Source organism: Trinickia sp. (genome assembly GCF_051953405.1).
In the GTDB taxonomy this organism is placed as follows: Bacteria; Pseudomonadota; Gammaproteobacteria; order Burkholderiales; family Burkholderiaceae; genus Trinickia.
In genome coordinates, this window is the sequence record NZ_JBQCIV010000032.1 from 32,241 (window position 1) to 55,583 (window position 23,343).

The following is a 23,343-nucleotide window of genomic DNA, read 5'->3' on the forward strand; positions in this document are numbered from 1 at the left end:
AGTAACACTTTCGACGATGCCGCTCGCCCACCCTTTGGAGAATCGATTGATGAGCAAGAACGACATGCGCGTCGCCCTCGTGACTGGAGCGTCCTCCGGCATTGGACGGGCCACGGCCTTGGCCCTCAGGCAAGCGGGTTACCGTGTGTTCGGCACCAGCCGCAAGACATCTCCCGCGAGCGTTGACGACATCACGATGCTGACGTGCGACGTCACCGACGACGACTCCGTCCAGAACATGGTCGCCGAAGTCTTGGAAGCCGCAGGCAGGATCGACCTGCTGGTCAACAACGCAGGCATCGGCTTGCTCGGCGGGGCCGAAGAGTCGTCTGCTGCGCAGGCTCGGTCGCTATTCGAGGTGAATGTCTTCGGCGTGTTGCGCGTCACCAACGCGGTTTTGCCGGCGATGCGCAGCCAAAAGCGAGGGCGCATCATCAACATGAGTTCCGTGTTAGGTCTGATCCCATCGCCGTACAACGCGCTGTACGCCGCAACGAAGCACGCCGTGGAGGGCTACTCGGAATCGCTGGACCACGAGTTGCGCACGCTCGGCATTCGTGTCGTGCTGGTAGAGCCTGCCGTGACCCGTACGTCGTTCGAGGAGAACACGATCAAGCCGGACCGCGCGCTGCCTGTCTACGATTCGGATCGCGCCCGCGTTCATGCACTGTTGCCGGCCATGATGGAAGCGGGCGACGCGCCCGAGATCGTCGCCGCCACGGTGCTGAAAGCGGCGACGGAGATCACGCCGAAGCGGCGCTACACCGCAGGCAAACAGGCCGGTCAGGTGCGTTTTCTGCGCCGCTATCTGCCCGAATCCTTCGTGGACAAAGCCATTCGGAAATTCAATCAGTTGCCGACTTGAGCGACCGAAGACGGCGGAACGCTTGCAACGGCGTTCCCCCTCAACTTTTTGGGTGGGGCCTACGCTGGCAACAGTCCATCACAACGTCGAGACGGTGCCGACGCCCCGCTTACTCACATTGGCCGTTCGCTCTTCATGGATATCCGCGTCGGCTGCCGCGCTCCTTCCGTGCGGGTGCGAATCGGCTTGTCCTGCACCCGATAACCCAGTGTGCGGCACAACGATTCACCCACGCGTAGTGCTTGCGCAGCGATCGTCAGCGCTGGATTCAATGCTGCGGATGACGGAAAGAATCCGGCATCGACAACGTAGAGATTGTGGTGGTCGTACGCTTTACACAGGGAATCCAGCGGTGACGACGCGGGGTCGGAGCCAAAGCGAACGGTGCCGCATTGATGAGAAGGCGTGTCCTCGCCAAATCGCCGGCCAACGACCAAGGGAAACCCCGACAGACGCAGCAGTTCCTTCGTTTTCTCGACTAACCGCATGTGCGGCTTCAGGTTCGTGCGTTTCCAAAGAAGCCTGATTTCCCCCTGCGAAGTCAGTTCTATGCGACTGTCTGGATCCGGCAAATCCTCTGACATGGCATACAGATCGACGCTATGATCGCTCAGGTAGCGCAGCATTCGCATCGGCATGTAGGGCATGGCGCCGCGCAGCATCGCTTCGCGAATTTTCCCGAGCATCTGAATGTTGCCGAGCGGCCATTTGTCGTGCTCGCTTGCGAAGTAGAAATCGTTGATGGATAGCGTTTTCGGAAATCGGGTGTCGTTGATACGGCGCGGATCGATCGCCAGAATCGCCGTGCAGTTGTGATTCATGTAGTACCGCCCTACGGCGCCCGACGAGTTCGCGAGCCCTTTGGGCATGCGCGAGTTAGCCGATGCAAGCAACAGGGCCGCGCTATTGATCGCCCCGGCAGACAGGACGAACGTGTCGCCGGTAATTGTCTTTCGACCTTCACGAGATTCGACTTCCGCCGACACGATCCTTTTTCCGGTCTCGTCGGTAGTGAGGCGAGTGACGCGGGCCCCAGTCATCAGCGTGACCGAACCGCGCTGAATTGCAGGACGCAACAGGCATGTCTCCGCGTCGCCCTTCGCATCGATGCGGCATGGAAAAGCATCGCAGGTTCCGCACCGCGCGCAACGCCCGCCCGAGCCAAGATCGATCGACGATGGCATGTGAAAAGGATGCAGCCCCAGGCGTTCGAACTCGCGGCGCAGCCTCGCGATAGCCGGTTCGTCCGGTACGGGAGGATAAGGATACGGGCGATTATGAGGCGGCTCGGACGGATCGCCGCTCGCATCTCCTCTGATGCCAAAGAGCGACTCGGCAAGATCGTAGTACGGTGCGAGGTCCGAATACGAGATCGGCCACGCCGGAGAGACGCCCTCCTCGTGCTGCACCTCCTCGAAATCCGCCTCCCTGAATCGGAACATCGCTGTTCCGAAGAACTTCGTATGCCCGCCGACGTAGTAGTACTGACCGGGACGGTACCGCTGGTTCGCGCTATTCAGCCAAGTTTCGCGCGTCCGATACCGGAGCTGTCCGAACACGGCTTCGGCATCCCAGTTCTCCGCCTCCCGCGGCAGATCGTCCCCACGTTCGATAATCAGAATGCGCGCATCCGTCGACGCTAGCTGCCAAGCAACGGCGCTCCCTCCCACACCTGAACCGATAATGACGACGTCGGCGTGCATTGTTGTCTCCGAATATTGCTTGAAACGCTCGCGTCGGCCATTTCGCGGCGCGAGCCTTTCCTCGCGCGAATGGCTTCGCGCGGGATTCACGATGCGGGTACGTCGCGCCTAGAGATCGAACCCCAGTTGCCGTTTTCCCAGTTCCGTCAAACTGGCCTCGGTCGCACGGCCGACGAAATCGCACTCGAAGTTGTCCGCGGGAAAGTCGGGCGGGCTCTCGCCTTTCTGGAATGCGGGCAGTTGCCGTTTCAGATATTCGTCATTTTTTTCGCAGCCCGGGGCCGCCGCGATATACATGACGTTGCTATATCCGGTCCCGCGATGCGCATCCTCGACCGCGTGAATCGCGTCGCAGTGCCAAAACACAGTGTCACCGGGCTGCATGACGGGAATCGACGTAAGCGCCTCCTGAAGGGGCCCATGCCATTCCGTGTTGATCGACAACGCACGTCCCGGCATGGCGCCGCATAGATCGTCATCGGGAACGTCATCTTGAAGCGCTCGCAACAGGACATAGACCATTGCATTTGCGATCGGCACGAGTTGCAAGGTGCCGTCCCCCGGCCCTTGGCGAGTGAGAGCGGTCCATCCTTGGAAAGTGCGGAACATCGAACATACGGTCGGGGAGCGAATCTCACGCACCTGCGGCCGGTAGGCCGCGTCGAAAGCATCGTACCGGCGCCATTCGCCGCTGAACACGTGACGATAGACATGCCGGAAGTTGTCATCGAGCCAGCGCTCGACCGACCCGCCATCGCAATGGGCCGAGAGCCCTAACGATTCGGAACCCGGAGGACGCCGACGCAGGCGGTCCGCGTAGACCGGAGCGCTCTTCGGATCGAAGTGAATGCGACCTTCGCTCTGCCACTTCCAGAGACTGTTCAAAAAGACGCGTGTCTGGGTGAGTTCGGGAGACTGTCGCGCTTCCACTTGCGGGGCGGACCAGTAAATTCCGTAAATTTGCGGCTTGCTCGATGAGAGCGTGCCAAAAAACTTATCTTCTGCCCTATAGGCGAGCTTTTCGTCCAGGCGATTTCGCTCGACGTATTGCGCAATTTCGTTGTCCCACGCGTCGACGCGCTCCGGGCTGAATACGCCGCGCACGACGCATGCGCCGCGATCCTTGATCGCCGCAATAGCCGAATCGCTCACCTGTCCCGCGGCAATGTCCGCGTACTGGATCTCCGGGATGACCGATTCACCTCGTTGGCGCTGACCTAGGATGACGTCTACCTTGCGCCTAATTTCGGCGTCCACTTCCTCGAATACTTCTCGGTAGTTGGGAAGACTTTGGCGCAGTTGCTTCTTCACCGAGCGGATTGCCGCTGGCATGTCTTCGATGTGCAGGGATTCCACAGCGCGTCTCCATGTGTTCTGTGTGTGCTCACAGCTTAGCGCCCAGAACGCGACAATAGCGATAGAATTCGGACAATCTCTTTGCGCTTCTTGCCATGAAACCCGCATACGAACATGTGACGATGGATGCAGGGTGTTCCATCCGGGTCTACCACCGCAAGCTCGCCCGCATACCGTTCGAATGGCATCACCATCCGGAGTACGAACTCACCCTCACGATGAACAGCCGCGGCAAGCGCTACATCGGCGACTCGGTGACCGACTACGAAGGCAACGACCTGGTGCTCGTGCCGCCGAATCTGCCGCACACATGGGCCTCGAACAGGTCGATCGACGCAGGCGCGCCGCAGGTGGCAATCGTTGTCTGGTTTAGCGGCGACTGGGCGAGGCGTCTGGCTGATTGCTGCCCAGAATACGAGCCGCTCCGAAGGCTTTTGCGCAAAGGCGCGTCTGGCCTCGCATTTGCACCCGAGGCCGGGGCAGCGGTCAGTCGACAGCTTGTTGCGCTGCTGTCGCAATCGCCGAGAGAACGCCTGAGCGCGGTGCTCGGTGTCTTGTGCCAGCTCGCAGACGCAGATGCGACACCGCTTGCCTCCCCCACCGCATTTAGCCAAGCACAGGTGGGGCGGCCGTCAGGCCACGAACCCGAGCGTCTGAATCGCGCGCTGAGCATCATCGACGCGCGGTTTGCGGACCGCCTGACGCTGCGCGAACTCGCCGAAGCAGCGACCCTTTCGGAGCGAACGCTAAATCGCTACTTCGTTCAACATCTCGGCGAAAGCGTTGGCAAATACTTAAACCGCGTCCGCATCGGCCACGCGTGCAGGATGCTCGTCGATACATCATGGCCGGTATCCGTAGTGGCTTCCCGCTCCGGGTTTCCGAACGTCGCCAATTTCAACCGGCAGTTTCGGGCATTTAAGCAGACGACACCCGCCGCCTATCGCCAAGCGTTCGCCGGACCCAACCTGGCGGCAGAGGCCGCGATGCCCCTCGAGTTCAGGCCGCTTTCGCTGGAAAAGCGCGGCTAGGCACATAACCGGCCCGTGGGTCGGTGGGGCGGGCGCTTGCCTGAGGAGTAAAGGCTATTCCACGTAGGCAAGCGCCCGCCCCACCGACCGAATCACTGCGCGATATCGGCACGCACGCTCAGGAAGCGCGCCATGCGCTCGACCGCCAGCTCCGGTCGAATTAGAACGCCCGCCGCGTCGGCTTTACGAAAGACCTCCGCGAAGTGCAACACAGAGCGCGCGGACTCCATGCCGCCCGCCATCGAGAAATGATCTTGATGCCCGTTCAACCACGCGAGGAACACCACGCCGGTTTTGTAGTATTGCGTCGGCGCGCGGAACAGTTCGCGCGACAGCGCAACGGTCGGATCGATCGCCGCGCGGTAGCCATCGAGATCGCCTCTCGCGAGCAAACCTAGCGCCTTCGCAGCGACCGGGGCAATCGGATCGAAGATGCCGAGCAGCGCGTGCGAGATGCCCGTGCTGTCGCCTGCGATCAGGTCACCATAGTTGAAGTCGTCGCCGGTGTACATCTTCACGCCATCGGGCAACTGCGAGCGCAGTTCGCGTTCGTATTCCGCGTTGAGCAGCGAAATCTTGATGCCTTCGATCTTGCCCGCATGAAGGCGGATGATATCCAGCACGGTCGCCATGGCGGTCCGCACATCGCCACTACCCCAGTAGCCAGTGAGCGATGCGTCGAACGCTTCACCAAGCCAGTGCAGCACGACCTTGTTGCGGCTTTCGGCAATGACGGCGTCGTACACATGCTTGTAGTCGTCGGACGAGCGCGCTGCCGCACACAACGCACGGCTCGCCATCATGATTGCCCGGCCTCCTGCACTTTCGACGACGTCGAACTGCTCCTTGTAAGCGCCTATGATGTCCGACAGGTTGTGTCTGCGGCTGTCGTCGAGGTGGTCGGTGCCCGCGCCGCACGCGAGGTCGGCGCCCGGAATCTGCCTGGCATGCGCAACGCTGCGGCGGATCAGTTCAGCCGCGCTCTGCCAACCGAGCCCCATGCCGCGTTGAGCGGTGTCCATCGCTTCGGCTACTTTGAAGCCAAGCCCGTAGAGATAGCTGCGAAACTCGAGCGTTTTGTCCCAGTCGATCGCCGGCGTGGCGGACCACGGATCATACGGTTGCAACGGATTCACAACGACGTGTGCAGCCGCATATGCGACACGGTTGAAAGTCGAAGCAGGCGGCAACTCCCCGGATTCAGGGCGCCGCAGGAGATAGTCCGCGATACGATCGTCCGCGGCAGGAAGGCGAATTTTCATGGTCGGATGTCTCAATGAATGTTCGATGCGGCTGCCTTGGTTGACTGAAGATCGGAATTCGCAGCGCCCAGCGGATGGATGCGTCCGAGGATGTGATCGGCGGCTTTCTCGCCGATCATGATCGTCGGCGCATTCGTGTTGCACGATGGCAAAAACGGCATCACTGACGCGTCGACGACACGCAGGTTCTCGATCCCAACCAACCGCAAGTCCGGCGCGACGACGCTCATCGGATCGGCCGGCGGACCCATCTTGCAAGTGCCCACCGGGTGGTGGTCCGTTTTTGCGTTTGCGCATGCGTAGTCGAACAGTTCGTCTTCAGTGCGCACCTTCGCGCCTGGCAATATCTCCATCTGCACGTAGCGCTTCATCGCCGGCTTGCTCATCAGTTCGCGCGCAAGCCGCAATCCGTCGAGCGCCGTCTTGCGATCGTGCGGATCCGACCAGTAGTTCGGGTCGATCAGCGGCGCCGCATCGAGATCCGCATTCGGCAACCGCACGGTGCCGCGCGATTTTGGACGCAGATATGCGGTGTTCAACGTGACACCCGCATGGTTCAGCTTCGCCATGCCTGCCTCGATGCCGGAGCCAAGCCCGAGATGAAACTGGATGTCCGGCGAACGAACCGCTGCCGACGGCGCGCCATCCGCGTACCAGAATCCACCGGTCTCGAAGAGGCTCGACGCTACCGGACCCTTCTTCAGCAACAAGTATTGAAGTCCCGCCCACGCAGCATGGTGAAGCTTGTTGTACTTGTCGTACGTATGATCGCCCGTGCATTCGGCGATCACGAACAGATCCAGGTGATCCTGAAGATTGGCGCCTACACCCGGCAGATCGAGAACGGGACGAATCCCCACCGACTCGAGGTGATCGGCCGGCCCGATGCCCGAGTGCATCAACAGGCGCGGCGAACCGATCGCGCCCGACGACACGATCACCTCGCGCGTCGCACGGATGATGGCCGGCGTGCGATCGGCGCCGCATGCCACCTCGACGCCAACGGCACGGCAGCCCTCCACGATCACGCGCAACGCGCGCGATTGCAGCCGCACGGTTAGGTTCGGCCTACTTAACACGGGTTCGAGAAAGGCGACCGACGCGGACGAGCGGCGTGCGTCGAGCTGCGTCAGTTGGTAATAGCCGAGCCCCTCCTGACTTGGACCGTTGAAGTCGGCATTGAACGGCATCCCCATCTCCTGCCCGGCTTGAAAAAACGCCTCGCAGATCGGCAGCGGGCTAATCGGGTTCGATACGCCGAGCAGGCCACCATACGCGTGATACTTGTTCGCGAAGCGCTGGTTGTTCTCCGATCGGCGAAAGTACGGTAAGACGTCGCGATAGCTCCAGCCTGTGGCGCCGCCCAGCGCCTCCCATGCGTCGTAGTCGTCCGGCACGCCACGTGTGTAGATTTGCGCATTAATCGACGATCCGCCGCCGATCACCTTGGCCTGCGTAAAGCGCAGCACGCGCCCTTTCAGGTGTTGCTGCGGTACCGTGTGCCAGCCCCACGAGCCGATGCCCTTCGTCATCTTTGCGAAGCCGGCGGGCATCTGAAACAACGGGTGGCGATCGCTGCCGCCCGCTTCGAGCAGCAGCACCCTGATCGCAGGATCGGCACTTAGGCGGTTCGCGAGCACGCAGCCGGCCGACCCTCCACCCGTGATGATGTAATCGAACGTCTCAGTGTTCATGGTGCTTACCTTCAAAACGCCGGAATCGACAGGCCGCCATCGATGCTCAGCACGCTCCCCGTGGCGAACTGCAACGAGCCGCCGACCAGTTGTGCTACGGCTTTGGCTACGTCGCCGGCCTCGCCCCAGCGCGCCATCGGTACAAGCCCCTCGCCAAAGCGCGCTTCGTATTTCTGTGCGACGCCTGCGGTCATCGGCGTGCGGATGATCCCAGGCCGCACTTCGAACACGGGAATGCCGCACTTCGCGAGCCGAAGCGCAAAGAGCCGGGTCATCATCGGCAGCGCCGCTTTCGAGAGGCAATACTCTGCGCGCTCCGGCGAAGCCATCGTCGCGGACACCGACGAGACCGTCACAATGGAGCGTGGATGCGGGGACGCCACGGACAGCATGTGCTTAGCCACGGCCTGCGTCATGAAGAATGTCCCTCTGAGGTTCACGCCGAGCACCTGGTCGAACGCTCGCGGCTCGACGTCAAGCAGATCGCCGCGAACCGGCGAACCGATTCCCGCGTTGTTGACGAGGCAGTCGATCCGATCGGCCCAGCCAAGCACCTGTTCGACGACCGCCACGTGCGATGCCACGTCGCCGAGATTCGACTGGACGAACAGCGCGCGGCCGCCGTGGTATTCGATACCGCGTAGCGTGATCGACGCCTCCTCATCGTCTTCGAGGTCCGTGATCGCGACGTCATAGCCGCGGCTGGCCAGTTCGATCGCAATGGCCCGGCCGATGCCGCGCCTACCGCCCGTGACCAGCGCGACAGGACGACCCTCGCCGAGCCCCGGCCCGCTTCCCGCAACGTCAGCGACAGCGACAGCGGTATTCATCACCCGATCCTCTGTTCCGTCTGCGCGTCGAAGAGCACGAGCTTCGACAAATCCACGCGCAGCGTGCAACGCTCACCCGCGCAATGAGGAATATCGGCGCCTAGGCGTGCCGCCACTTCGACGCCGCCCATCTCGATGACCGCGAACACGTCGGGGCCCGTCGGCTCCATCACGAGCATCTTCACGTCGACCTCGCGCACCGCGCTCTGCGAGCGGCTATGCTCGACACCGATCGCTTCCGGCCGCAAACCCGCAATGACCTTCTTCCCCGCGTGACTGAAAACGGCCTCGCCCTGCTGCTGCGGCAGCTCCAGACTGACCGCCGCCGCACCTTCGCCCATCGTCAGGAACAGCTTGCCGTCCTGCGTGGCAAGCGAGGACGGAATCAGATTCATCGACGGCGAGCCCATGAACGTCGCGACAAACGTATTGGCTGGCGTGTTGTAGATCTCGGCAGGCGTACCGAACTGCTGGATCACGCCGCCCTTCATCACTGCGATGCGTGTCGCCAGCGTCATCGCCTCGATCTGGTCATGCGTGACGTACACGATCGTCGCGCCGAGACGCTGGTGGAGCTTCTTGATCTCGGTCCGCATGTCGACGCGCAACTTCGCATCGAGATTCGAAAGCGGCTCATCGAACAAGAAGATTTTCGGCTTGCGCACAAGCGCCCGCCCCATCGCCACGCGCTGCCGCTGGCCGCCCGAGAGCTGCGCGGGACGGCGGTCGATGAGATGATCGATCTGCAGCAGGCGGGCAGCATCGGCGACAGCCTTTTCGCGTTCGACCTTCGGCACCTTGCGCATCTCCAGACCGAAGCCGATGTTCTGGCCGACCGTCATATTCGGATAGAGCGCGTAGCTCTGAAACACCATGGCGATGTCGCGCTCGCTAGGATGCAGATCGTTGACCCGGTCCTCGCCAATGCGGATCTCGCCGTCGGAGATGGTGTCGAGCCCGGCGATCAAGGAAAGCAGCGTCGATTTCCCGCATCCGGATGGACCGACCAGCACCAGAAAATCGCCGTGCGACACGTCGATATTGATGTTCTTCAGGATTTCCGTGGCGCCGTAGGCCTTGCGGACATTCGAAATATGCAGCGAAGCCATGTGCTTACCCCTTTACCGAGCCGGCCATCATGCCGCGCACGAAGTAGCGGCCGCCGATGATATAAACCAGCAGCGTGGGCAGCGCGGTGATCACCGCGGCCGCCATCTGCACGTTGTACTCACGCACGCCCGTCGACGTGTTGACAATGTTGTTGAGCGCCACCGTAATCGGCGCGGTACTGCCTGTCGTGAACGAAGCACCGAATAGGAAGTCGTTCCAGATGTTGGTGAACTGCCAAATCACGGTGACAGTGACAATCGCGCCCGAAGACGGCAGGAGGATCCGTAGAAAAATCCGGAAGAAGCGCGCGCCGTCGATCATCGCCGCCTTGACGAGCTCATCCGGAAACGAGATGTAGTAGTTACGAAAGTACAACGTCGTGAAGCACAGACCGTAGACGACGTGCACGAACACCAGACCCGTGATCGACTGCGCGAGTCCGATCTTGCCGAGAAACGTGGCCATCGGAATCAGCACGATCTGGAACGGAATGAAGCAGCCGAACAGCACGAGACCGAATAGGACGTTGTCGCCCTTGAAGCGCCACTTCGTCAGCACGTAGCCGTTCAGCGCGCCGATGAAGGTCGAGATCGCGACGGCCGCAACCACCATGCGTGTCGAGTTCCAGAAGAACCCTTTCACGCCCGAACAGTCAAGGCCGACGCACGCCTCGCCCCATGCCTTGATCCACGGCTGCAGCGTCCATTCGCGCGGCAGCGCGAGAATGTTGCCGCTATACACCTCGGGCAGCGGCTTGAACGACGTCAGCATCATCACGGCAAGCGGCACCAGGTAGACCAGTGCGAATACGGCCAGCAACCCATAGATCACGATCCGCGACACGTAGTTGTGTCGCCCCATGACCATCTGCGGTGAATCCCATCCTCGTTGCGACATGACAGTCTCCCTGCTCGCTTCAGTGGGAGCCGCTGCCGCGGCGCGGCCTCAGCTCCGAATACAGATAGGGCACCATGATCGCGGCGACCGTGCACAGCATCATCACTGCGCTCGCCGCGCCCATGCCCAGCTCGTTGCGGGTGAACGTGAACGAATACATGAAGGTCGACGGTAGCTCCGTCGAATAGCCAGGACCCGCGCCGGTCAGCGCGACGACCAGCTCATAGCTCTTGACGGCGAGGTGAACGAGGATCACGAACGCTGAGATGAATGCCGGTCGCAGTTGCGGAATGACGATGCGGCGGTAAATTGCCGGCAAGCGCGCGCCGTCGATCGACGCGGCTTTGATCATGTCTTGGTCGATGCCTCGCAAGCCCGCGAGGAACATCGCCATCACGAAGCCCGATGCCTGCCAGACGGCAGCAATCACGACACAGTAGATCGCCATGTGGTCGTCGATGATCCAGTTGAACTGGAAGCTCGTCCAACCCCAGTCGTGGAACAGCTTCGACAAACCGAGGCCAGGATTGAGGATCCACTTCCAAGCCGTGCCCGTGACGATGAACGAGATCGCCATCGGATAAAGGAAGATGGCGCGCAGCCCGCCTTCGGCGCGGATCCGCTGATCCAGCAGGATCGCAAGCGTAAGGCCGATCGCCATGCACAGCACCACATAGAGCGACGCGTAAAGGCCGAGGTTCATCACCGCGACGTGCCAGCGCGGATGCGCCCAGACCCGCGCGTACTGCATGACGCCGCCCCAGCGCAGGTTGGCGAACGCACGCGAGCGCGTGAACGACAGCACGGTCGTCCATACGATGAAGCCGTACACGAAGATCAACGTCGTGATCAGCGTCGGCGACAGCACCAGCTTCGGCAACATCCGCTCGATGCGGTTGCGCAGGCTCGCTTGGCGCACGGATTCGGGAGTGGACATGGCCACGGTATCTTGAGTCGAGGCGTGGTGAGTCCGGTGAGTCATGTTCATAGCAGCCACCTTCCACTTCGGGACTTCGGGACCGGGACGTCCGCTCGTGTGGACGCGCCCGGTCGTCGCAGACGCTTACTTCGCGTTGTTGACCGCTTCGACGAGCTGCTTTACCGCATCGGCGGACGACTCGTTCGAATTGAAGAAATGCGTGACGACGTCGTACACCGCGTTTTTCGGACCGTCGGGCATCGCGTGCCCATGCGCAAAACTGCCGACCATCGTGCCGTTCTTGAGCGCACTACGCAGGTCCGCCATCGACTTCTGGCCGCATTCGTCGAAGCCGTCGGCGGGCACGTCTAGCCGCGCCGGTATAGAGCCTTTGATCTGGTTGAATTTCGCCTGATTCGCCTTGTCCATCACCGTCGAGGCGAACGCATATTCGGCCGGCAGGCTCGCATCGCCCTTCTTGAACGTCGCAAACTGGTCGGTGTTGAAGATGAAGTCGCCCTGCGTGCCCGGATATTGGAAGCACAGATAATCGACGTTCGCCTTCTTGCCCGCATTCACAAACTCGCCCTTGGCCCAATCGCCCATGATCTGCATCGCGGCACGGCCGTTGATGACCATCGCCGTCGCGAGATTCCAGTCGCGGCCCGGGAAGTTCGGATCGACCATGCCGCGCAATGCACGCATCTGCTCGAACGCCTTCTCCATCGTCTTCGAGCCGAGCGCGGCGGGATCAAGATTGACGAGCGCCTGCGTATAGAACTTCGGGCCACCCGCGGACATCACCGCGCTATCGAAGATCGTTGCCTCCTGCCACGGTTGGCCGCCATGCGCGAGCGGGATATAGCCGGCCTTACGGATAACGGCGGCATCGGCGACGAGCTGATCGAAGGTTTGCGGCGGCGTCAGATGCAGATCGTCGAAGATCTTCTTGTTTGCCCAGATCCAATTGGTGCGGTGAATATCGACCGGCACCGCTACCCAATGCCCTTGGTACTTCGAGAAACGTTGAATCGGCGCCGGCACCTGCTTGTCCCAGCCTTCCTTCGCTGCAAGCGGATCGAGATTCGCGAGGTAGTCCTGCTCAGCGTATTCGGGGATCGTGAAGCCGAGCATCTGGATGGCGTCGGGAGGATTACCCGAGGCGACGCGTGCCTTAAGGACCGTGCGAGCCGCTTCTCCGCCGCCGCCTGCGATCGGCGCATCCTTCCACGCATAGCCTCGCTGCTTCAAGCCGTCCTTCAGAACCGTAAGTGCCTTGGCCTCGCCGCCGGACGTCCACCAGTGCATCACTTCGACGGTTTTGCTGTCGGCTGCCGCCGCAACCGTGCCGACACCGAGCGCCGTAGCCGCCACGAGGCCGAGAAGGGTCTTCCTCAACATGTCTCACTCCACCAGGTTGATCTCTCTCTTACGGAGAGAATGCGAAAAACGCGTCCGGCGCTGTGCCGGACCCGTGCCTTGCTGCTCGTCACTGCTCCAGCGGCATCCACCGGCTGCTGCGCTCGCCGATGTGCAATTGAATGGTCTTGGTTTCCGTGTAGTCCTCGACCGCCTGCTTCCCGAGTTCACGTCCCACACCGCTCGCCTTGAACCCACCGAACGGCAGCTCCGGGTATCCGTCGAGGAACGTGTTGACCCACACCGTGCCCGCGTCGACGCCGCGCGCGACCGTGAGGCAGGTGTCGATATCGCGACTCCAGACGGCCGCGGAAAGACCGTAGGCGGTATCGTTCGCAATCTCGATCGCGTGCTGCGCGTCGCGGAACGAAATCACCGACAGCACAGGTCCGAAGATCTCTTCTCGCGCCGCACTCATCTCAGGCGTCACGCCGGTTAGCACCGTCGGCTGGAGATAGAAGCCGTCGGCGCTTTCGTAGCGCGCCCCTCCGACGCGAATCTGCGCACCCGCGGCGACGCTGCGTTCGATGTGCGAGAGGATGTCCTTCATCTGTTGCTCGCTGACGATCGCGCCCACCTTCGCGTCGGGATGCAACGGGTCGCCCACCGGCACCCCCTTCGCGCGCTCGACGACCGCCTGCGCGAAACGCTCCGCGATCGACTCGTGCACGAGCACTCGGCTGCCGCTGTTGCAGCATTCGCCGGCATTGAAATAGACGCCGAACACGACCGCGTCGATCATCGCGTCCCAGTCGCAGTCGGGAAACACGATCTGCGGATTCTTGCCGCCCAACTCGAGCGCGACCTTCTTCAGCTTCGACGATGCGAGGCCCGCGAGCATCGAACCCACACGCGTCGAGCCAGTAAACGACAGCATGTCGACGAGCGGGCTTTCGGCGAGCGGTTGCCCGACCGGTGCGCCGAGCCCCGTGACCACGTTGACGACACCGGCGGGCACGCCGGCTTGTTCGAGGATGTCCATCAGCATCAGCGTCGTGCCGGAGGTCAACTCGCTCGGCTTGACGACGCAAGTGCAGCCGGCCGCAAGGGCGAACGGCAGCTTCTGGCTCAGAATCCAGAGCGGGAAATTCCACGGGGTGATGATCCCGACGACGCCCACCGGCTGCCGCAGCACGAGACCCAGCATGTCTTCGCCCAGCGTGTCATAGGTGTCGCCAGAGGTCGTGCGTGCGAGGCTCGCCGCGTACTGCCACAAATCGATACAGCCCGACACTTCGGCTCGCGCTTGGGAGAGCGGCTTGCCGCTCTCGAGCGACTCGACGAGCGCCAGCCGCTCCACCTGCGCACGAATGCCTTCCGCGATCGCGAGCAGCACGCGGGCGCGCTCTGCACCTTTCAGCTTTGGCCAGGGACCCTTGCGGAACGCACGATGCGCAGCCTCGATCGCGGCACGGACGTCTTCCGGTGCGGCTGCCGCATAGGTGCTCACGAGCGTGCCGTGCGCCGGGCTGCGCCGCTCGATATAGCCGTCGCCGGTGGCGGCACGCCACTTGCCGTCGATGAAAAGACGTCCGTGGTACACATCGACCGGCGGTTCCGACGATGCCACCAGCAACGGCTTCAATTTTGCATTGATGTTTGCTGCGCTCATGTCACTTGCCCTCAAAATTGGCCGCGCGCTTATCGCGGAAACTCGACATACCTTCGGTCGCATCGGCGGTCGTAGCGGCCAGCGCGCCGGCCATGGCTTCGAGCGTGGCGGCGGCGCCTTCGCCATTCGCCGCGTTCACGAGCTGCTTGGTCAGTTGCACGGAGACCGGCGCGAGACGCGCCACGCGCGCAGCCATCTCGAGTGCCGTGCCGAGCGCGCCGCCCGGGGCCGCGATCTCGTCGACGAGACCCATCTCGGCGGCACGCTTTGCATCGATGCGTAGCCCGGTCAGCGCGAGCAGTTTCACCTTGCTCGCGCCGATAATCGACACGAGACGCTGCGTGCCAGACCACCCAGGACAGGTCGCGATGCCGGCTTCAGGCAGTGCGAAGGTCGCGGCAGGGTCTGTCACGCGCAGATCGGCGGCCGCCGCCAGCTCGAGCCCGCCGCCGAAGGCGTGACCGTTGATCGCCGCGATTACCGGCACGCGCAGCCCGGCGAGACGATCGAAGATGCGATGCCCACGCGGCACCCATGTGCGCCACATGTCGAGCGGACCGAGCGCGGACCATTCGTTGATGTCCGCGCCGACGCAGAACGCTTTTGTGCCCGCCGATGTCACAACGACCGCCCGCACGTCCGGCGACGCGTCGATCTCAGCTGTCAGTTCGTCCAGCCGCTCCAACATCGAGGGTGTCAACGAATTGAGCTTCTCGGGGCGATTGAGCGTGACGATGGCGATTGCGCCACGGCGCTCGTACTGCACGAGTTCGATCTCAGCCACGACGCGCCCCCTTCAGTTGCAGCCCGAACGGGGCGTCGGTAAAGAGCGCGGCATTCATCGTCTTTAGATCGGGCGAGACGGACAGCGGGAATTCGGCCTGCTCGAGCACGTCGCGTTGCAGATCGATGCCCGGCGCGATCTCGAGTACTTCGAGCCCCGTCTCCGACAATTTCAAGACGCAGCGCTCGGTCACATAAAGCACCTGCTGATTGCGCTGTCGTGCCATGCGCCCGCTGAACGTGACGTGATCGACGCCGCCAATGAGCTTCTTCGCCTTGCCTTCCTGAAGAATCTCGAGTCGGCCATCGCCCACTTGGAGCTTCGCGCCGGCAGTGAAGAACCCTGAGAACACCAGCTTCTTCGCGTGCGTCGTGATGTCGATGAAACCGCCGCAGCCGGCGGTCAAATACGGTTTGCTCGGCAGCTTCGATACATTCACGTTGCCTAACTGATCGATCTGCAAGAAGGACAAGAGCGACACGTCGAAGCCGCCGCCCTGGAAATAGATGAACTGCGATGGCGACGGCATGATCGCGTCCGCGTTCGCGGAGCATCCGAAAGCGAAGCCGAGCAGCGGCATGCCCCCGACCGCGCCCTGCTCGATCGCCCACGTCACTTTGCCGTCGTGGCCTTCCTCGAGGAGAATGCGGGGCACATTTGCCGAGATACCGAATCCGAGATTCACCGCATCGCCGTCAGAGAGTTCCATGGCGGCGCGGCGCGCGATCACCTTCTCCGCGTTCCAATCGGCGAATAAGAACTCGCTCGACGGTACCTTGATCTCGCCGCTGATTTCCGGGTCGTATGCGATCTGCGTCGTCTGCTTCTGTTCGGGGTCGACCACCACGTAGTCGACGAGATTGCAGGGAATGTGCACCTGCTGGGTGGGCAGCGAACCGGCCTTCACGACGCGCTTGACCTGCGCGATCACGATGCCACCGTTGTTGCGAGCCGCGAGTGCCTGATCGCGCCCGCCAAGGAGCGCGCCTTCATGCTCGTAGGACAGGTTGCCCTTCTCGTCGGCCGTGGTCGCCCGCACGATCGCGACACGCGGCACGATGTTTGGGAAGAACAGCCACTCTTGCCCGTCGAACTGGACCTTGCGCACGATCGGCTCGGCTTCGGACGCACGATTCATGGCACCGCCCTGGCGGCTCGGATCGACGAACGTATCGAGGCCGACCTTCGTCAACACGCCGGGACGCTTCGCCGCCGCGTCGCGGTGCATGTCGAACATCACGCCGCTCGGCAGGTTGTAGGCCCGAATCTCGTTGTCGACAACCATTCGCCAGATATCCGGCATGGGCAAGCTAGACGGACCGCTTGGAAACGAGCCGGCGATCACGGTGCGGATCAAGCCATGCTTCGCGAGGTGATCGATGCCTTTGATGCCGTACATGTCGCCTGCAGCGATCGGATGCAGCAGCGTGAGCTGGCGCGGATGAGCCTCCCGTTCGAAACGCGCGCCGATCGCCGCGAGCATCGCGTCAGGACAGCCGAGGCCGCTCGACGAGCTTACCGTGACAATGTCGTCATCGTTGATTAGGCTAGCCGCCTGGGCCAGCGACACCACTTTGCTGGAAGCCACAACACTTCTCCTGACGATGCTTCAGAGTTCCGGGGTAGACGGGATCGCGACTTGGGACGAGGACGCTGCCGATTGCTGGATCGCGAGCGCGGCGACGAGCGAGCGGTAGCCGTCGGCGCCAGTTGCCGCCGGGGCCTCGCCATGCAGCACAGCACGATGGAATTGCGCGACCGCGGTGGCGTAGAGGTCGCGATGTTCTACGTCGATCGTCTCGCTGCCCTCGGCGGAACGTAGTTCGATTTCACCGATTGCGCGCTGAGTCATGACGTCGCGTGCGAACAGCGAGCCGTCGGTGCCGTGCACTTCGAGTCCGGTCGGTGCAAACGGGACAGTGAAGGCATCGTGAATCTGCGCGAGCACACCACTGTCAAAGCGCACGATGCCCATCACCCCATCGGCAAGGCCGTGCGAGGCCATGCCGCTCGACGAAGTCATCGCGGTCACTTCGACCGGCTCCGCGTCGAGCACGAAGCGCAGCGTATCGATGTCGTGGACCGAAATGTCGAGCACCACACCGCCACCCGCATCGGTCTGATGAAGACGCCAGCCGCGCAAATGGGCAGGCAGCGAAACCGCGTGGAATACACGAGCGAAAAGCGGCTTGCCGACGGACCCGGACTGGATCAGTTCGCGCAGCTTGCGATGCGTGGCCGCGCAACGCAAATGATGGTTGGTAGCAAGCACCACGTGGTTCGCAGCGCATGCGTCGATCATCCGGCGCGCGTCCGCTTCGGAAAGAGCGAGCGGCTTTTCGCATAGCACGTGCTTTCCCGAAGCGGCAGCCGCCACCGCCTGCGGCAAATGATTTTCGTTCGTGCTGCTGATATACACGGCCTGCACGTCGGCCCGGCCCAGTGCTTGACCCAGTTCGGCCGTGGCCGACGGTATGCCATGCTTGTCCGCGAACTCGCGGGCGCGCGCCTCACTACCGCTGACCACCGTAACGATGGCGCCATCCTGCGAGCGAATCGCGTTAACCATCCATTCGTCGGCGATCGTGCTCGCGCCGATCAGCGCCCACCCTATTCGATTGCTCATGCTCGTCTCCGCCGGTCATTCAGAAATTGGATCGTTCCAATTTCGACGTTGAAACCATCGCTGCTGGTTGAGCCGCGACGCCAAGGTTGTGCCGGATGTTTATGCGGGATTTTTTTGGATCGTTCCAATTCGTTCATTGGATCGTTCCAACAAACTGTAGTAGACTGCATGCGGTGTGTCAAATCTTTTTTGGAACGATCCAACTGTGCGAAGCACCATAAAACCGGGTTCCACGATCCAGGACATCGCCGCCGCGGCTGGCGTATCGAAGTCCACGGTCTCCCTTGTGCTGCAGCAGAGCCCGAAGATTAAGGCGGAGACCGCCGAGAAGGTACGCAAAGCTGCGCACGAACTCGGGTATGTCTATAACCGGGGCGCCGCCAACCTGCGCGGCGGTCGCAGCACGACGATCGGCATGGTCATCAACGACCTGACCAACCCGTTCTTCGTCGAGTTGCTGGTTTCGATCGAACGCGTGCTGGCGCAGTCCGGTTATACGACACTGATGGCCCACACCGCGGAAAGCCTCGCGACCCAAACGCGCGTGCTGCAGTCGATGCGCGAGCAGAACGTGGCGGGGTTAATCATGTCGCCGGCGCTCGGCACGCCCGACGACCTACCAAAGGAGATCGCGTCGTGGGGTATCCCGCTTGTTCTCGTTATGCGTCCGATGGGCCCAGACGTCGATACCGTCGGCGTAGACAACAACCTCGGCTTTGCGCTTGCAACCGAGCATCTGATCCAGCAGGGCCACACACGAATCGCGTTCGTGGGCAACCGTCCCGGTTACGCTGTTTCGAATCAGCGGCGCCAGGGCTACCTGTCCGCCATGTCGAAGCATGGCCTCACGGTCGCGGATGAATGGATCGTCGACGTCGAGTTGACGCCAGAAGGTGGACGGAAGGCGGTACGCGCGATTTTCGGAATGAAGCCTCGGCCAACCGCAGCTGTTTGCTATAACGACCAGGTCGCCTTCGGTGTGCTACACGAACTCGACAGGATGGGAAAGCGTGCCGGGAAGGCATTGGCCGTCGTGGGTTGCGATAACGTCGTCGCGGCTGAACATACGAACCCACCGCTCACCACATTGTCCGCAGGTGCGGAAAAACTCGGTACTAAGGCCAGTGAATTGCTGTTAAGCCGCCTCGCATCGGTATCCGAGGTGCCTGGACCACCGGTCCAGTACTTTGCGCCCCCGAGCCTCGTTGTCCGGGAGTCGAGCATCGGCCGATCTGCGCGCAGATAGTCCCGTTCACCGAGCGCGCGGACGCGTTGCCCTTCCTGCTCGGCTTGTCGACGCTCCGCGCGTTGCATGAGGCGGCGCCCCCAGGTATCCGGCGCCTAATCGCCGATCGAACCAAAGATGGGCGGTCGGTTTCGGGCATTCAAGCAGACGACACCCGCCGCCTATCGCCAAGCGTTCGCCGGGCACAACATAGCGGCGCAGGACGCGATGCCCCTCGAGTTCAGGCCGCTTTCTCTGGAAAAGCGCAGCTAGGCGCTTTCGGTATTCGGCGCTTCTGCTGAGCGCGCTAGCTTGGCTTCCAGCGTTGCTTTCACATCGGGCCATTCGGTATCGATGATGCTGAACCGCACCGAATTCCGCTTGCGGCCATCAGGCATGATCCGCTCATGGCGAATGACACCTTCTTGCTTTGCACCGATGCGCAATATCGCCGCCCTCGATTTCTCGTTCAGCTCATCGGTCGTGAACTGCACGCGGACGCATTGCATTACTTCGAACGCATATTTCAACAGAAGGTATTTCGCCTCAGTGTTTGCCGCCGTTCGTTGGACGGACTTGCTCAGCCAGGTGTGGCCGATTTCGAGCTTCCTATTCCCCCTGTCGATCTTCCAAAAGCGTGTGCTGCCGACGATGCGGCCGCTGTCGCGGGCGATAACCACGAACGGGATCACGTGACCTTCGTGAAGCCCCTGCAATGCTGTAGCGATGTATCGGTCGATCGTCGACGGCCCCGGCACGACGGTCACTTTCAAGTTCCATAACTCGCCGTCTGCCGCAGCGTCGACGAGCCGAGGCGCGTCTTCGAGTTCGAGGACGCGAAGATCAATGGTCTTACCAACGAGAATCGGCCGAGGTGCGTCGGTCATAACAGTGAGTGGTTCGAGAGAAACCCTTCACTCCCACTCGATCATCAACAGGTCTCGCAAACCCGCATGGTTAAAGGGAATTACGATGATCGAGATAGGCCTTTACCGTCGCTTGTACCGTCATGACCGCAAGCCTTTTGCAGGTGCGGGAGACGGAGCAATTTGCGGGCGGCAACTCTGATGAGCCCATAGTCAATCGACAGCTATGATATCAAGAGTGCGTCGCGCACAGTCGACGATGTCTTCAGCATTGCCTCCAGTCATTTCAGCGCACTCACTTTGTTTGTGCGGCCTCTGGGATCTGAAAGATGCCGCCACACGTCTCGATAGACGGCGGAGGTCCACACCGCTTCGCCCTTGCAGCTTTACCTCTAGTGCGGTCGTCATTCCATTCCGAACATCTCGGCGAAGGTCATGATCGGCAAGGCATCTTTTCTTCGAAACTGCCATGGTTCGAATTTGTCGTCGATTAGGGTCAGGCCTGTTCGCTTAGCCATCATCCACAGCAGAGTCGACTCTACGTCGGTGCCATCTTGTAAAAATAGAAGCCAAGCGCGACCGCATGAAGAGAGCGGCCAACGGGGGAGTTGGGCATCGGCTGCTGAGACATCGTCGCCTTCGTCGATGAAGGGATGGCCGGTCGCCAGGAGGCCATGCTGGATCGCCAGCTCTCGTGCAACTCCTCGGTCGTCGATCATCGATAGAGCGAGCGCGGTGCGGACGTCAGAGGCATTGGCGCCGCGAAGGGCCTCCAGGGTTCCGGCGTCGCAGTCGACGGCCAACTGCGCGCCGAGCGCGAGCAGCAGCGGTGCGGCCAACTGCGGGTCGATGTGGTCCGCCGCCTCCTTGATTGACGCCCATGGCGCAAGCTTGTGCTCGACGGGATGCCGGCTGATCCGATGCACGAGGGCCCATGCTGCCGCGTAGCGCACTGGATAGAGGTTCTCTTTGGTGTCGCCGACGACGTAGTCGTTGCTAAGGCCCTTTTCGATCGCCACCCAGGCAGGCGGATAGCCTGGATAAGTCAGGAGATCGAGTAAGGCCACGTGCAGTGCGACATCAATGGTTTCGTTGTCCTCTCGAGTGACAAAGACGATGATTTATTGCGCGCTTACCGATCGTCACACGCCGCGCGCAAAGGGCAGCCAGCCGCGGCGGCAACGGACCGTCAGCCGTCACAAAGCGGCGGGCGCGGCCACCGTCTACCGGCTTTGCGGAGGAAAGACTGCTCGCACGAATACAGCTGCTTGCAGCAGCAGTGCGCGAATCAGCTGGCGGGATGCTTGGCCGGCCGCCAGTCGCATCGCTCTCGTCCATGCGCGCGAACATCGAGTCCATGCGCTCGAGGGCCTCACCCGCTAAAACGCTGATTTTTCCGCAATGCCACTGGTTCCTACAGCCCCGTCGCCGCAGATAGGCTGCCACAACCGATTTAAGGAATCGGGCTGGCGGCCAAGCATCTTGGTCGGCGATTTGAACTGCAAACTAACAAAAATCGGGGATTTTCTGGGCAGGAGATCTTGTCAGCGACTCCAACTGGATTGCACCAATGTCGTCGAGCACGTACCCGCATTTTGCACTTTTCAGCTTACCGCGGATAGAGATACCGTCCGTTCCTAAGCCCTCTGCCATTGCAGTTAGGTTATACAAGCGACCATTGAACAACATGAAAGGCGCGACGTGATAAACCGCACCTTGATACCCATCGACCAGAAAATAAGTCGCGTTTTTACCATTTACACCTTTGATTGATATTTTAGAAGGAGTGTCGTCCAGAGGAAGCATGATTTTTCCATTCTGAACGCCAATTCCCCCTCCGGTAACGGGTATAGAAGAATCGAATTTTCCCTTCGGATCAAAACTAACACAGGCAAGATTCGGATTTCCCGGCACCGGACATACTGGCATAAGGACTACAAATTCGCCTGCCTTTGCGCCAGCAATCCGATTAAAATTTTTATCAAAAACCGCCGTCCCATCGGTAAAAAACTCCTTCGACAGGATGTGGATGTCTGCGTTCACGCCTGGCACCAAATCCACCGAGTCGAATTCTATTTTGAAAACCTTATCCCCATTTATCGCCAGGTCGGAGACACTTGCCAAACCGCCTTCATACACACGCACCGGATATTTGACGCTCATCCCCTTAGCTTCTCGCCCAAAGAAAAATATCCGATTTTTGTCCATGGCCCAATCACTAAACGCCCCTGCCCGGCCACCTATCGGCACAAAGCACTTAAACGTTGGCACATCTGCATTTCCGAGCCTGACGGGTGTATATGGAAAGTTCCCGTGTTCGTCATCGAGCGCATGCGAGATCATAAACACATCTCGGCCGTCGGTCGCATAACGCCCTCCACAAGAATCGCCTTTGTCCGCAGCCAGCAATTTCAGCGCCCGCCCAGGACTGACCTGATAGTAGCTTCGGTACTTATGAATTTCGTTATGCCTTAGACCACCGGGAAGAAAGCATTGCGGGTCTATCCCCGGAACATCCCCGCCGCCACAATACGCCCCTTGATGAACATCCAGGAACTCTACATAATAGCCACTGCCGTCTACCATCGCGAATGCACCCGACTCGTTGGCGCCTGACGTATCGGTATAATCGTCTTGCGTTTGCCCGGTGATTTTTAATAAATTTACGGAATGTTTGACGCAAGACTGCTCTTTCACCTTCGTCCAAGATTTTACCGATCCGGAGAATTCCTGTCCCTTAGCTGGCGCGTACCACGTCTCATCGCATGTCGATGTCGTGTAGGCGTAAGCAGGGCAGATGACGCTCAGAATTGTCACAAAAGCGAGCTGCCGTTTCCATAGCTTCAGCTTGCTCGCAATAACTCGAACACCGTAGTGCATCGATATCAATGCCATCGTTAGTTTCATTCTTTTAAGGAGATTTTGCTTTAAGTTCGGTGATGCTTCTTTGTCACTCACAATTCAGCATCAGTGAAGTTTGACGAAGGAGAGGCTTGAAGTGGGCCAACTTCTGGTGATCCGCCGATCTAGTAGAACGACACTGCTCTCGAGCGGCTGCGTTTGTTGTATAGAACACATGGCGCACACCTGCGGATTCGGCTCTGTTCGGTCTGATTGGTGAGTCATCCTGCGCACGCTTTGCAG

19 protein-coding genes and 1 pseudogene are annotated in these 23,343 nt (G+C 61.0%); 3 read left to right on the forward strand and 17 right to left on the reverse strand.

Going from position 1 to position 23,343, the window contains the following annotated elements; all coding sequences use genetic code 11:
• The first annotated feature begins 49 nt into the window (after positions 1 to 49).
• Complete coding sequence (locus ACTHN9_RS05415) at positions 50 to 865, forward strand: oxidoreductase (protein ID WP_440535722.1); 816 nt, start codon at positions 50 to 52, stop codon at positions 863 to 865.
• A 113-nt stretch (positions 866 to 978) separates the two neighbouring features.
• Here the strand turns inward: ACTHN9_RS05415 and ACTHN9_RS05420 are convergent, their stop codons facing one another.
• A complete protein-coding gene (locus ACTHN9_RS05420; RefSeq protein ID WP_440535723.1) occupies positions 979 to 2,568 on the reverse strand; it encodes an FAD-dependent oxidoreductase in 1,590 nt (529 codons plus the stop codon).
• 108 nt (positions 2,569 to 2,676) lie between these two features.
• Complete coding sequence (locus tag ACTHN9_RS05425) at positions 2,677 to 3,900, reverse strand: DUF1479 domain-containing protein (RefSeq protein ID WP_440535749.1); 1,224 nt, start codon at positions 3,898 to 3,900, stop codon at positions 2,677 to 2,679.
• Between the two features lie 119 nt (positions 3,901 to 4,019).
• Here ACTHN9_RS05425 and ACTHN9_RS05430 point away from each other — a divergent pair, with 119 nt between their 5' ends.
• On the forward strand, positions 4,020 to 4,955 hold the full coding sequence (locus ACTHN9_RS05430; protein ID WP_440535724.1) for a helix-turn-helix domain-containing protein: 936 nt from the start codon (positions 4,020 to 4,022) through the stop codon (positions 4,953 to 4,955).
• 92 nt (positions 4,956 to 5,047) lie between these two features.
• On the opposite strand, the gene ACTHN9_RS05435 is transcribed toward ACTHN9_RS05430, so the two are convergent.
• From ACTHN9_RS05435 to ACTHN9_RS05485, 11 genes are all read right to left on the reverse strand, one after another.
• Positions 5,048 to 6,217: a dihydrodipicolinate synthase family protein gene (locus ACTHN9_RS05435; RefSeq protein ID WP_440535725.1), complete on the reverse strand. Its 1,170-nt coding sequence runs from the start codon at positions 6,215 to 6,217 to the stop codon at positions 5,048 to 5,050.
• Positions 6,218 to 6,228: 11 nt separating this feature from the next.
• Positions 6,229 to 7,911, reverse strand: a complete 1,683-nt coding sequence (locus ACTHN9_RS05440) for a GMC family oxidoreductase (RefSeq protein ID WP_440535726.1) — start codon at positions 7,909 to 7,911, stop codon at positions 6,229 to 6,231.
• Positions 7,912 to 7,922: 11 nt separating this feature from the next.
• The gene (locus ACTHN9_RS05445; RefSeq protein ID WP_440535727.1) at positions 7,923 to 8,741 is read right to left on the reverse strand and encodes a 3-ketoacyl-ACP reductase; all 819 of its coding nucleotides are present in this window, start codon (positions 8,739 to 8,741) and stop codon (positions 7,923 to 7,925) included.
• On the reverse strand, positions 8,741 to 9,850 hold the full coding sequence (locus tag ACTHN9_RS05450) for an ABC transporter ATP-binding protein (protein ID WP_440535728.1): 1,110 nt from the start codon (positions 9,848 to 9,850) through the stop codon (positions 8,741 to 8,743). The genes ACTHN9_RS05445 and ACTHN9_RS05450 overlap by 1 nt, the downstream gene beginning before the upstream one ends.
• A gap of 4 nt (positions 9,851 to 9,854) precedes the next feature.
• On the reverse strand, positions 9,855 to 10,718 hold the full coding sequence (locus tag ACTHN9_RS05455; protein WP_440535750.1) for a carbohydrate ABC transporter permease: 864 nt from the start codon (positions 10,716 to 10,718) through the stop codon (positions 9,855 to 9,857).
• Positions 10,719 to 10,767: 49 nt separating this feature from the next.
• Positions 10,768 to 11,685 carry a carbohydrate ABC transporter permease gene (locus ACTHN9_RS05460; RefSeq protein ID WP_440535729.1) on the reverse strand — a complete coding sequence of 306 codons (918 nt, stop codon included), beginning with the start codon at positions 11,683 to 11,685 and terminating at the stop codon, positions 10,768 to 10,770.
• 126 nt (positions 11,686 to 11,811) lie between these two features.
• A complete protein-coding gene (locus tag ACTHN9_RS05465) occupies positions 11,812 to 13,068 on the reverse strand; it encodes an ABC transporter substrate-binding protein (protein WP_440535730.1) in 1,257 nt (418 codons plus the stop codon).
• A gap of 88 nt (positions 13,069 to 13,156) precedes the next feature.
• Complete coding sequence (locus tag ACTHN9_RS05470) at positions 13,157 to 14,698, reverse strand: aldehyde dehydrogenase family protein (protein ID WP_440535731.1); 1,542 nt, start codon at positions 14,696 to 14,698, stop codon at positions 13,157 to 13,159.
• A 1-nt stretch (position 14,699) separates the two neighbouring features.
• The gene (locus ACTHN9_RS05475) at positions 14,700 to 15,482 is read right to left on the reverse strand and encodes an enoyl-CoA hydratase/isomerase family protein (protein WP_440535732.1); all 783 of its coding nucleotides are present in this window, start codon (positions 15,480 to 15,482) and stop codon (positions 14,700 to 14,702) included.
• On the reverse strand, positions 15,475 to 17,070 hold the full coding sequence (locus ACTHN9_RS05480) for an acyl CoA:acetate/3-ketoacid CoA transferase (protein ID WP_440535733.1): 1,596 nt from the start codon (positions 17,068 to 17,070) through the stop codon (positions 15,475 to 15,477). Before ACTHN9_RS05480 ends, ACTHN9_RS05475 begins: the two co-directional genes overlap by 8 nt.
• A 21-nt stretch (positions 17,071 to 17,091) precedes the next feature.
• A complete protein-coding gene (locus tag ACTHN9_RS05485) occupies positions 17,092 to 18,108 on the reverse strand; it encodes a Gfo/Idh/MocA family protein (protein ID WP_440535734.1) in 1,017 nt (338 codons plus the stop codon).
• A gap of 205 nt (positions 18,109 to 18,313) precedes the next feature.
• On the opposite strand from ACTHN9_RS05485, the gene ACTHN9_RS05490 reads away from it, so the two are divergent.
• Positions 18,314 to 19,354, forward strand: coding sequence for a LacI family DNA-binding transcriptional regulator (locus tag ACTHN9_RS05490; RefSeq protein ID WP_440535735.1), 1,041 nt, complete (start codon positions 18,314 to 18,316; stop codon positions 19,352 to 19,354).
• A gap of 248 nt (positions 19,355 to 19,602) precedes the next feature.
• Here the strand turns inward: ACTHN9_RS05490 and ACTHN9_RS05495 are convergent, their stop codons facing one another.
• The 4 genes and pseudogenes from ACTHN9_RS05495 to ACTHN9_RS05510 form a co-directional block, all read right to left on the reverse strand.
• Positions 19,603 to 20,220 (reverse strand): GNAT family N-acetyltransferase, encoded by a 618-nt coding sequence (locus tag ACTHN9_RS05495; protein WP_440535736.1) that lies wholly within the window; start codon positions 20,218 to 20,220, stop codon positions 19,603 to 19,605.
• Between the two features lie 383 nt (positions 20,221 to 20,603).
• Positions 20,604 to 21,266, reverse strand: coding sequence for a hypothetical protein (locus ACTHN9_RS05500; protein WP_440535737.1), 663 nt, complete (start codon positions 21,264 to 21,266; stop codon positions 20,604 to 20,606).
• A 180-nt stretch (positions 21,267 to 21,446) separates the two neighbouring features.
• Positions 21,447 to 21,570, reverse strand: a pseudogene (locus ACTHN9_RS05505) (IS5/IS1182 family transposase); the annotation flags it as partial.
• Between the two features lie 135 nt (positions 21,571 to 21,705).
• Positions 21,706 to 23,157: a hypothetical protein gene (locus ACTHN9_RS05510; protein ID WP_440535738.1), complete on the reverse strand. Its 1,452-nt coding sequence runs from the start codon at positions 23,155 to 23,157 to the stop codon at positions 21,706 to 21,708.
• Between the last annotated feature and the right edge of the window lie 186 nt (positions 23,158 to 23,343).

Excerpts from the sequence above, each read along its gene's own strand:
- ACTHN9_RS05415 (WP_440535722.1), top strand. The coding sequence starts at position 50 with ATGAGCAAGAACGACATGCGCGTCGCCCTCGTGACTGGAGCGTCCTCC.
- ACTHN9_RS05420 (WP_440535723.1), bottom strand. The coding sequence starts at position 2,568 with ATGCACGCCGACGTCGTCATTATCGGTTCAGGTGTGGGAGGGAGCGCC.
- ACTHN9_RS05425 (WP_440535749.1), bottom strand. The coding sequence starts at position 3,900 with ATGCCAGCGGCAATCCGCTCGGTGAAGAAGCAACTGCGCCAAAGTCTT.
- ACTHN9_RS05430 (WP_440535724.1), top strand. The coding sequence starts at position 4,020 with ATGAAACCCGCATACGAACATGTGACGATGGATGCAGGGTGTTCCATC.
- ACTHN9_RS05435 (WP_440535725.1), bottom strand. The coding sequence starts at position 6,217 with ATGAAAATTCGCCTTCCTGCCGCGGACGATCGTATCGCGGACTATCTC.
- ACTHN9_RS05440 (WP_440535726.1), bottom strand. The coding sequence starts at position 7,911 with ATGAACACTGAGACGTTCGATTACATCATCACGGGTGGAGGGTCGGCC.
- ACTHN9_RS05445 (WP_440535727.1), bottom strand. The coding sequence starts at position 8,741 with ATGAATACCGCTGTCGCTGTCGCTGACGTTGCGGGAAGCGGGCCGGGG.
- ACTHN9_RS05450 (WP_440535728.1), bottom strand. The coding sequence starts at position 9,850 with ATGGCTTCGCTGCATATTTCGAATGTCCGCAAGGCCTACGGCGCCACG.
- ACTHN9_RS05455 (WP_440535750.1), bottom strand. The coding sequence starts at position 10,718 with ATGGTCATGGGGCGACACAACTACGTGTCGCGGATCGTGATCTATGGG.
- ACTHN9_RS05460 (WP_440535729.1), bottom strand. The coding sequence starts at position 11,685 with ATGTCCACTCCCGAATCCGTGCGCCAAGCGAGCCTGCGCAACCGCATC.
- ACTHN9_RS05465 (WP_440535730.1), bottom strand. The coding sequence starts at position 13,068 with ATGTTGAGGAAGACCCTTCTCGGCCTCGTGGCGGCTACGGCGCTCGGT.
- ACTHN9_RS05470 (WP_440535731.1), bottom strand. The coding sequence starts at position 14,698 with ATGAGCGCAGCAAACATCAATGCAAAATTGAAGCCGTTGCTGGTGGCA.
- ACTHN9_RS05485 (WP_440535734.1), bottom strand. The coding sequence starts at position 18,108 with ATGAGCAATCGAATAGGGTGGGCGCTGATCGGCGCGAGCACGATCGCC.
- ACTHN9_RS05495 (WP_440535736.1), bottom strand. The coding sequence starts at position 20,220 with ATGACCGACGCACCTCGGCCGATTCTCGTTGGTAAGACCATTGATCTT.